Origin of the sequence: Paraburkholderia fungorum, from assembly GCF_046027605.1 — a bacterium.
GTDB lineage: Bacteria > Pseudomonadota > Gammaproteobacteria > Burkholderiales > Burkholderiaceae > Paraburkholderia > Paraburkholderia fungorum_F.
In genome coordinates, this window is sequence record NZ_JAQQEF010000047.1 from 22617 (window position 1) to 32968 (window position 10352).

A 10352-nucleotide genomic window follows, 5' to 3' on the forward strand; every position below is an offset into this window, starting at 1 on the left:
TCGTCGTATGCCATGTGTCTGCAAGATTGTCCGCTGGGGCGGGTTTCCCGACGCAACACGACTGAACATGTCCATAACGCCTTATCTACTGACTGAAGAGCCGTACTATCAACCGGTCGACGGCGAAATCGCCGTATACGAATCGGCCTATCGCCTGCGCTTGCCTCTGATGCTCAAAGGCCCGACCGGCTGCGGCAAGACACGTTTCGTCGAGCACATGGCATGGCGCCTGAGGCGCCCTTTGATCACGCTCGCGTGTAACGAGGACATGACCGCGGCCGACCTCGTCGGCCGCTACCTGCTCGGCCCCGAGGGCACCTTCTGGCAAGACGGTCCGCTAACACTGGCCGTGCGCCATGGCGCGATTTGCTACCTCGACGAAGTTGTGGAGATGCGTCAGGATTCGATGGTCGTGATTCATCCTCTGACCGACACGCGGCGCCTGCTGCCGCTGGACAAGAAGGGCGAAGCCGTCCACGCGCATCCGGATTTCCAGTTGGTGGTCTCATACAATCCCGACTATCAAAGCATTTCAAAGGACCTCAAGCAATCGACGAGGCAACGGTTCTGTTCGCTCGAGTTCGATTATCCCCAATCCCAGCACGAAGCGACGATCGTGGCCCATGAAAGCGGCGCACCGCTCGCTTTATGCGAGCAGCTGGTCGGCATCGCAGCCCGCTCGCGGACCTTGCGGGGCAGAGGGCTGGACGAAGGCATTTCGACCCGCATGTTGATCCATGCCGCGCGTCTGATCGGTGACGGCCAGCCGGTGCGGCTGGCCTGCCGGGTGGCGCTCAGCCTTCCGCTAACGGACGACCCCGATATGCTCGAAGCGCTCGACGGATTTGTCGAGGCACACTTCGGCTAGACGATGCCGCCAACCCTCGCCACTCAAGCCGCCGGCGCGTCTGCGCGTGAGGACGGCGCAAGCTCCGCTCCCGCTGTTCCGGCTCAGCCTGCCGCATTCGATGCGGCGCGTCTTGCACCTTATCGGCAGGCGCTTGGCCGCATGCTGGACGAGGCTGCGCAGGTAGCGCTGCGTGAAGTGCTCGGCGAACTCGAACTGGCCGCGCCTGATTGCGTGCCGCCCGTGCTAGGCCGGATCGAATTCCTGCTGGCAAGGGCCGGGGTTCCTGGCCTCTATGGATGGGCGCTTGCCGGTCTGCGCGCCTATGCCGGCGAGCGTGCCGCGCGCCTGCGTTATTTCACATGCAGCGACGCACTGTCGGTGCAGATTCTGAACTGGGAAGCTGCAGGGCGTCCGAAACAACCCACGCCCGCGGCATTGGAAGCTTACCTGTTCGGCCTAAGCGGTCTCGCAGTCGCTATCGGTACCCGTCGGCAAGGGTTGCTGAACGGGCCGCCGGCGCGTCCGGTGCTCACACGCATGATGCTGGCGTTGCCAGATTCGTACACCTTCCTCGACTGCCCGGATCGAAACAGACTGATGCGAGCGGCGAGTGCCCATGCGGCTGCCCATCTGTTGTTCTCGCCCGCGGCTCAAGCCGCTGCGGCCCGTAAGCCGCTCGCCCTGACGGTGATCTCCTTGCTCGAGGATGCACGGGCCGAAGCGCTGCTGGCGCGCCGCTATCCGGGTGTGGAAATGCTTTGGCGCAGCTTGCATAGCGCGTCTCCGGCCGACGGACTCGGCTGCTTCGCATTGCTTGCGCGGCTGAGTCGCGCGCTGATCGATCCGCACTATCGGGACGACAACTTCTGGGTGAATAAAGGCCGGCGTCTGTTCGACGCGCAGCGTGTGTACCTGGAAGATGTCGCTGCGTTCCACAGCATTGCCGCCGTGCTCGCTAACGACCTGGGGCAGATGCGCGTGCAGTTCGACTTGCCTGGCTACGCCGCCGCTCCGGCGTACCGCGATGACCATAGCTATTTGTGGGACTATGGTGAGCAGGCGGCATCCGATCATGCCGCGCTGGAGCAACCCGTCACGTTGCAATTGTTGCCTGGCGGCTTATCGGCCGATGCGGCCAGCGGGAGTAGTGCGATGAGCCCGCAGGAAGCGTCGCCCATCGAAGCATTGACCTGGGGGGCGACGCGCAGCGTGAACTATCCGGAATGGGACGAGCGAATCGAAACGTTGCGAGACAACTGGTGCACGCTGTACGAAAAATCCGAGCCGCAGTTGGGAGCAACGATGACGCAAATGCGCAGGGCGCGCTTGCGCGGCCTCGCGGGCGGCGGCGAACTTGACCGCTCGGTGCGGCTAAAGCGCCAGCCACAGGGGGAACGCTTCGATTTGGATGCATTGGTCGATGCGATTGCAAGCCGGCGACAAGGCGGCAATATCGATGAGCGTGTGTTTGAGAATCCCGGAAGGCGCGTGCGTGAAGCGTCGGTATTGTTACTGCTGGACGTGTCCGCATCGAGTGCGAGCCAGTTGGCCTCACATTCGATCAGCGTGCTGGAAACCGAGAAAGCCCTTGCTCTGCACGCCGTCGCGTTGGCCCGGCAAGGCGGCCACCGGGCTGCCGTTCACGGCTTTGCCTCCAACACACGCAAACACGTGCACTATGAACGCTATCTGGATTTCGACGTGCCGTTTTGCGAGGCTCCGCGCCAGCGCCTCGCCAGTGCAACGGCCGCCTGGTCAACCCGCTTCGGCGCGGCATTGCGCCATGCGACCGCGCTGATCGAAGAGCAGACGGAGGACATCCGCGCCATTCTGATGGTGACGGACGGCGCACCTGCGGACATCGACGTGACACGCGACACCTATCTGGTTGAAGACGCCCGGGTCGCGGTCCAGCATGCGAGGCGCGCTGGAATTCGCTGCTTCTGCATGGCTTTGGACACGCAGGCCGACTCGTATGTGCGTCGAATTTTCGGAGCGGGAAATTATCTTATCGCGGTGGATCCGGATTTTTTGCAGCAGCGCTTGAAGTCTGTGTTGGCGAAACTGGTGCGGCCCTAAGCGGTAGGTTGACAGCAATCGCCAATATGACTCGAGAAAAGTCCCGATAGGATTTTGCGCTTTTGCACCTTAGTCTGAACTAGTCAATTACTTTGCATAGGGATACCGAGGTGAAAATAGCGAAGCTTACGAATATTGCGCTACTCTGTGCCGCCATTGCCGCCGGTATCTCCCCCACTGTATCGGCCCAGCCGCAAGGCGATTACGGACCACCTCTCGAAACCGTCAAGACTTCGATACATTCAAACTCGTTGGCCTTGGCGTGTCCCACGAAGGCCGCATCTTCGCCAGCGCTCCCGCGGCTCAGTCCGGCGACAGGCTCGTCGAGGTTAACGCCCAAAACGGCGCGGTGACCCCCTATCCCGACCAGGCCTGGAATACCGCGGGCACGGATACGGAGCACGAGTGGGCGGTCCCGCAGGCGATGTGGGTGGACAAGGCGGACCATCTCTGGGTACTCGATTCCGGGCGGGCGGTGCTGGCGGACGCGGGTCCGGGCGCAAAGCCCAAGCTGGTCGAGTTCGATCTCAGCAGCAATACGATGATCCGCAGCTATGGGTTCGATGGCACCGCGGCCCCTACCGACTCCCTCAACGATGTGCGCATCGACCTCGTCCATGGATACGCGTACCTGACCAATGTCGGTAATCGCGGCAGCCTGGTCGTGCTGAACCTCAAAACCGGCAAATCGCGGCAGGTCCTGGTCGGCGACCGCTCGACCTTTGCCGATCCCCGGCAGCATCTGATGATCGGCGATCAACCGGCGCTAACCAACGATGGCAAACAGGTCGCGATCCACGCCGACGGCATCGCGCGCTCCCCGGATGCCAAATGGCTCTACTACCGGCCGCTGACCGATCATAACTATTGGCGAGTGCCAACCCGTGCTCTGATCGACGCCGGACTGGCCCCCACCCAACTGTCGCGCAAGGTGCAATATCTCGGCTCGGCTGAATTGACCGGCGGTTTGATCATGAGCCCACGCGGGACGCTCTACGGCGGCGATCTCGAACACAGCACCGTCGTTCCGCTCGACATTGATCCTGCTACACACAAGGTAAAATCGCACCTCTTCGTACGCGCTCCCGGCCGACTCTCCTGGGCGGACGGTTTCGCTATCAGTCAAGGTTATCTCTACATCGCAGACTCCCGCCTTTGGGAGGTGACATTCAAGAATCATCTGCCGCGTTCCGGTCCGTTCACTATCTTCAAGGTGAAGCTGCCCAGCTGAGTCCGGAGCCGAAGCTGGCAAGTTCACGATGCTTCCCGCGAAGGTTGAATGACCTCGAGCGATGCAGCACAGGGGGTTGCATGAACCCCGTTTCCGATCTTTCCGTTCTATTGAAAACACTGGAGCCGGTGCTCAATCCGGGCGTGTTCGTGTTTGCATCAGTCAAGGACGGTCATGCACTTGACCCGGCGGTGGTCGTTGCATCAATTCGAGAGCCCGAGGGTCTGTCGGTTATCACGAGTGCGATGGACGCGGCGACCAACGGTTTGAACGCGTTGTTCGAATGCGCCTGGATTACGTTGACCGTGAATTCAGCCTTGAATGCGGTGGGATTGACCGCGGCATTCGCGAATGCATTGGGCCATTCCGGCGTCAGCTGTAACGTGGTGGCGGGCGCGTACCACGATCATATTTTTGTTCCTCTCGAATCGGCACAAACGGCGATGCAGGTACTTCGCCAGTTACAGACGGATGGAGGCATCGCGTAACAACCCGCCGATCGTGCTTGAGAGAAACGTCTGGATCGCAGCCGGCGCGACCATTATCGGCGGCGTATCAGTAGGCGAGAACTCGGTTGTCGCGGCGGGATCAGTGGTCACCAGGGGCGTTCCCCAGAATACGCTTGCCGGTGGGAGCAGCCATGTTGCGACAGTGCCGCGACCGCTGTGGCCGTTACTCCGTTTCGCTGTCGTCAGTGTCTGCATTGACGCTCACCACTTCCTGGTTCATGGCGGCGGCCGCCAGTGTCGTTGCAAGCGCCGGGTACGCTTCCTTGCGCTCACTGTAGCGATCGGTCAGGTAGTCCGAGCGGTCACGCACCAGCAGGGTGAACTTGTACAGTTCTTCCATCACGTCGACGACGCGATCGTAGTAAGCCGAGGGTTTCATCCGCCCGCTTGCGTCGAACTCCTGCCAGGCCTTTGCCACCGAAGACTGATTCGGGATGGTCACCATACGCATCCACCGACCGAGAATGCGCAGCGCGTTCACAGCGTTGAACGATTGCGATCCGCCGCACACCTGCATCACCGCGAGCGTGCGGCCTTGCGTCGGGCGAACGCCGCCGCTTTCAAGCGGTAGCCAGTCGATCTGGTTCTTGAATACTGCCGTCAGGGTTCCGTGACGTTCCGGGCTGCACCATACGTGCCCTTCCGACCACTCCGAAAGTTTGCGCAGTTCGACCACCTTCGGATGATCGGCCGGCACGCTGTCCACCAGCGGCAGCCCGTGTGGGTCAAAGACCCGCGTTTGCGCGCCGTAATGGCGCAGAATGCGCTCGGCTTCGAGCGTGAGAAGCCGGCTGTACGATGATCAGCGCCACTGCATCCTTCTTATGCGTCGAGTAGGCGGACACGGCCCATTGCTAGCCGCCGGCGCACGTATCGGTGCTATCACCCGCCATCGCGGGGATCGGCATGATGCCGACCTTGTCCTTCACCGCGGAATTGGGTTCCTGGAAGTGGCTCCGCACCATGCCCCAGATGACGGCGAATAACGCCTTTCCACTTCTGAAATCTGTCGTGGTGTCCTGGGTCTTCACCTCCGCGACGTTCTTTTTGATGACACCCTGGTCAACAAGATTCAGCCACATGTTCATGCCTTTCCCGGAAAATATTGACGCCCCAACCGGGTTGTTCCGCCGGTCGCCGTCAGGCAGAGACGACCACAAAGGGCACTCCCGAAGTCGCCGGTGAAGGGCCGTGTGATGTTTGCAGATGGCCCGAGCGACTCTAGGTGCCGTCGTGAACCGAACGGGCTTTTCCGATCGCAGCAAGTAACGCAGCCAGCGATACCGGTTTGCCGACATGCGCGTCGAAGCCGGCCTGCAGCGCTTCCGCCACGTCTTTTTCGCGTCCAAATCCGGTTAAAGCGATGGCTGGTGTGGTTGCCGTCCCAGACAGCTTCCGGAGTTCTGCGATGAGTTCATAGCCGCTCATTCCCGGCATGCCGATATCCGACAGGATCAGATCAAATCTGGCTTCGGCTGCTGCGGCGAGCGCCGCTTTCCCGCTGAGTTCTGCACGGACTTTCGCGCCTTCCATTTCCAGCAGCGTGCGGAACGCGTCCAAGGCATCGGCAAAGTCATCAACCAGTAACACACGCAAACCCTTCATGACGCTCGCATCAACCTCGAGGCCGGCATGTTCCGCAGGCAACAAAGTTGCGATTATGGGCAGCCTCACTGAGAACGTCGCACCGCGCCCGACGCCGTCGGATTCCGCGTGGATCCGCCCGCCATGCATTTCCACCAGTTGCTTGACCAGCGAGAGCCCGATGCCGAGACCTCCGTGCTCCCGGGCGGCCCCGGTTTGGCCCTGGCTGAACATGTCGAAGACGCGAGGCAGAAAATCAGGTGCGATTCCTTCTCCTGTATCTTTAACCTGCACACACACGAACCCATCTGAAGGGAACATGGTCACGTCCACCCGGCCGCCCGACGGGGTGAACTTCAGCGCGTTGCGGATGATGTTCCAGAATATCTGTTCCAGACGGACCGGGTCGGCCTGTATCTGGGCCGGGGTATCTACTTCTGAAACGGATAGGGCAATGCCGCTCGCGGCTGCGTCAGATGCGCTCGCGTCGATCACCGTGCGCACGATTGCCGAAACGTCGACGGATACCAGATGCAGCGCGAGTTTGCCGGTTCGCGCCCGGGACAGGTCAAGCAGGTCGTCGATGATTTTTGCCTGGCCGACCACCGCCCGGAGGATTACGCCTGTCGCATTCCGAACCAGCGGGATGTCCCGCAGTTCTGGCGCCCGCGTCAGCATTTCCGCCTTGACGTGTATCAGGTTAAGCGGGTTCTTCAGTTCATGCGACAGGACCGCAAAGAATTCGTCCTTCTGCCGGTTCGCCGACACGGCGCGTGCTCGCACCCGTCGCTCTAGTTCGAGCCGGTCGGCCTGGCGACTTTCGGCGCTTTTCCGGTCCGTGAGATCCCGTGCGATTTTTGCGTAGCCTCTGAAGCCTTCCGTGTCGATCGCGGTCACCACGCCGCTACAGTAGATTCGGCGGCCGTCCTTGCGCACATGCCACCGTTCATCCTCCGCGCGACCTTCACTCCTGGCCTTTTGTCCTTCATCCAGCGGCACTCCGTGTTCCCGGTCCTCCGCTGAAAAGATCAGATCGATCGGCTGTCCGATTGCTTCTGCTTCCTCGTAGCCGAACACCTTCTGCGCACCCCTGTTCCAGCTCACTATCACGCCGTCAAGATTCTGCACGATGATCGCGTAATCGTTTGTTGTGAGTGCGGCAAACTTCAAGCGCTCTTCACCTGCTCGCGCCACATCCTCTGCGCGCCGTCGGGCGGTCATATCGATCAGGGTCAGCACCGCGCCCTCGATGCGATCGTCGAGTGTCCGGTACGGCAGCAGTCGTACGATGAACCACTCACCGTCCGTCGTGCTGACTTCCCGTTCGGTCAGCCTGAGAGCGTCGAACGCGGCGGCCGCGTCCTGCGCCAGTTCCGGATAGTTCAGGCGATGCCGTAGGTCCAGTAAGGGCCGGCCAACGTCGGACTCGATCAGGTTGAAGATATTCACTGCAGGCGCGGTAAAGCGCTTGATCCGCATTGCGCGATCCACGAAGATCGTCGCGATGCCGCTCGAAACAATGAGATTCTGAAGATCGTCGTTTGCCCTCGCTTCGTCTTCGACCTTCGTCTGTAGCTCGGCATTCACGGTAACCAGTTCCTCGTTGACCGACTGAAGCTCTTCCTTGCTGGTTTCGAGTTCCTCAGTCGCCGAGCGCATTTCCTCGTTGATTGCCTGTAATTCCTCGTTCGATGCTTTCAGTTCCTGGGTCGACAGATTGGATTGTTCGACGTTGGACTGTAGAAGTTCTTTCGTTCGGATCAGCTCGGTTTCGAGATGGGAGACGAGCCGGTCCGTACCAGGAACGAGATTCACATCAGACGAACTCTCTGTGTCCGCTTCGTCGGATTCGTTGAAGAACACGGCGACGACGTCGCCGCCGGCTGCCTCGTCGAGGAACGGATGAACAGAGAGACTGACATAGGAGAGAGCGTCGCCCCGCAAGAATCGAACCCTCTTGACCTCGACGCTTTTGCCGTGCTGTAGCGCCTGATAGAGCGCCGTTCTCAGTTCGAGGCGCAGATCGGGATTCACGACAGTGAGCAGATTGTGCGACGGCTCGCCGCCGACATAACGCAAGAAGCGCCCGACGTGTTCCGACATGTGCAGGATCTCAGCGTCCCGGTCGACGAGGATGCTCGGTGGCGAGAAGTGTTCGATCACGCGCTGATGCAACGGCGCAAAAGAAAAACTTGCGGGCCGCGGCAAAGGCCGCGCGATGTCCACATGGGCGACGTGCGACGTTTTGCCGGCTGGCGCTAGCTGTGGTGTCACTCGTGTCCGACGCGTGGCAGCTTTCGCGCGGTAGATGCGGTTTTTCTTGTCGATGGGAGCGAACAGGTCGCCGGCTATCTCGGCCGATTCTGAACTCCCAAGGAAAAGGTATCCACCAGGACGCAAGGCGAAATGGAACGTCTCCAGAACCTGCCGCTGAACATCTCGATCAAGATAGATAAGCAGGTTGCGGCAAGTCACCAGGTCCAGTTGCGAAAACGGCGGATCGCGCAGGATGTTGTGCGCGGCAAAGAGGACCTTTTCCCTTAGCGCCTTGCTGACAACATAAAACCCCCGCGTGTGCGTGAAAAACTGCCGCAGCCGCGATGGCGGCACATCGGTCAGGATGGACTCGAGATAGCGGCCGGTTCGCGCCGACTCGATGGCGCGTTCATCAATGTCGGTGGCGAATACCTGAATGCCCGGCTGGTGATTCTCTTCGGCCAGCCTTTCGCACAGCAGCATGGCGAGCGAGTAGGCTTCTTCGCCCGTCGAGCAGCCAGCAACCCAGGCGCGAACCTGTTCGTCTTCATTCGTACCTTCAAAGATCCTGGGGACGACCTCTCGCTCCAGCGCTTCGAATGCTTCGCGATCGCGGAAGAAATTCGTCACGCCAATTAGCATGTCTCGTAGCAACGCCTTGTTTTCGTCAGGATTTCGTTCCAGAAATAGGAGGTACGAAGGCAGATCTGGCAGTGCATTGACCTGCAGGCGTCGTTCGATGCGCCGCAACACCGTTGCGCGCTTGTAGTGACGGAAGTCATGCCCGGTACGAACCCGCAGCGTTTTGAGGATTTCCTGCAACGCGCTTTCTGCCGTTGCTACAGCGTTTTCACTCGGCGGGGCCGCAGCGATCGGGGGCTCACCTTCAACCACGGGTAGCTGGATCACCCGTGCATTGCTCCACAGTTCGATCAGTTTCTGCGGAAGATCGACAACCGGCAATGACATGTCTATCAGCCCGGTCGCGATGGCGTTTTGCGGCATCTCGCCATACTCGGCGTCGTCCGGGCTCTGGGCGAGCGCGATGCCACCGCATTCCTTGATGCGGCCAATTCCCGCAGTACCGTCACTGCCTGTGCCCGAGAGAATTACGCTGATGGCGCGCACGCCGTGCGCATTCGCAAGGCTTCGGAAGAACCTGTCGATCGCCACCGGCCTGCCCGATGCACGCTCGGCCGGCGTCACGCGAAGATAACCATCGAACATGGATAAGTCGTTGGAGGGCGAGATCAGATAGACGCTGTTCTTCTCGATGTGTGTAGGCTCGCGAACCTGCATGACGGGCATTGAGGTTACGCGCTGCAACACCTCGTCGGCACGACTCTCGTACTTCGGGGAAAGGTGCAAAACGATGACGAACGCCATTCCGCTGTCTGCGGGCATCTGTTCGAACAGACGAAGAAGCGCCTGGATGCCGCCTGCGGAAGCGCCGATGCCTACCACGGGAAACGCGGGTGAAGCGGAGGGCGTAGCCGTAACGCCGGATTGTCCGGGGCTCGGGTCTGAGGATGTAGTAGTGGTCATGAGCAGCGATCAAGGGTCCGGGGATAGCGGGCCCGGTTTGCCGTGAGACGACGGCAGGGATAGTTCAGCCTACACCGGCCTGCATGGACAGGGAAGCAGAAGCCGCGCCCGGACTCAGCGGGAAGGTGGAAGTACGCAAGTGTTGCCGGACTTCTTGCCGCGCCAGAAGCAATCGGTAATAAATGGGATTGTATGCGGATGCAGAAATGCAACTCGAGAAGGGTAAAGCGACACCCGAAAACCGAGTACTTTGCGTTTTCACACAGCCTTATATGGATGCCGCCCGGTTTGCCAGGTT

At 60.5% G+C, this 10352-nt stretch carries 6 protein-coding genes and 2 pseudogenes; 5 read left to right on the plus strand and 3 right to left on the minus strand.

Annotation, left to right across the window (positions count from 1 at the left end):
• Window positions 1-67 precede the first annotated feature (67 nt).
• The 5 genes and pseudogenes from PQR53_RS37495 to PQR53_RS37515 all read left to right on the plus strand — a co-directional run.
• Window positions 68-868 carry a CbbQ/NirQ/NorQ/GpvN family protein gene (locus PQR53_RS37495; protein WP_408465433.1) on the plus strand — a complete coding sequence of 267 codons (801 nt, stop codon included), beginning with the start codon at window positions 68-70 and terminating at the stop codon, window positions 866-868.
• 3 nt (window positions 869-871) lie between these two features.
• Complete coding sequence (locus PQR53_RS37500) at window positions 872-2929, plus strand: nitric oxide reductase activation protein NorD (RefSeq protein ID WP_408465435.1); 2058 nt, start codon at window positions 872-874, stop codon at window positions 2927-2929.
• Between the two features lie 262 nt (window positions 2930-3191).
• The gene (locus tag PQR53_RS37505) at window positions 3192-4160 is read left to right on the plus strand and encodes an L-dopachrome tautomerase-related protein (RefSeq protein ID WP_408465437.1); all 969 of its coding nucleotides are present in this window, start codon (window positions 3192-3194) and stop codon (window positions 4158-4160) included.
• 80 nt (window positions 4161-4240) lie between these two features.
• A complete protein-coding gene (locus PQR53_RS37510) occupies window positions 4241-4648 on the plus strand; it encodes an ACT domain-containing protein (RefSeq protein ID WP_408465447.1) in 408 nt (135 codons plus the stop codon).
• A 7-nt stretch (window positions 4649-4655) separates the two neighbouring features.
• Window positions 4656-4796: pseudogene (locus PQR53_RS37515) on the plus strand (DapH/DapD/GlmU-related protein); the annotation flags it as partial.
• Window positions 4797-4832: 36 nt separating this feature from the next.
• Here PQR53_RS37515 and arsH read toward each other — a convergent pair.
• The 3 genes and pseudogenes from arsH to PQR53_RS37530 all read right to left on the minus strand — a co-directional run.
• Window positions 4833-5471: pseudogene (gene arsH / locus PQR53_RS37520) on the minus strand (arsenical resistance protein ArsH); the annotation flags it as partial.
• A gap of 52 nt (window positions 5472-5523) precedes the next feature.
• The gene (locus PQR53_RS37525) at window positions 5524-5757 is read right to left on the minus strand and encodes a hypothetical protein (RefSeq protein ID WP_408465439.1); all 234 of its coding nucleotides are present in this window, start codon (window positions 5755-5757) and stop codon (window positions 5524-5526) included.
• 133 nt (window positions 5758-5890) lie between these two features.
• Window positions 5891-10054, minus strand: coding sequence for a CheR family methyltransferase (locus tag PQR53_RS37530; RefSeq protein ID WP_408465441.1), 4164 nt, complete (start codon window positions 10052-10054; stop codon window positions 5891-5893).
• Between the last annotated feature and the right edge of the window lie 298 nt (window positions 10055-10352).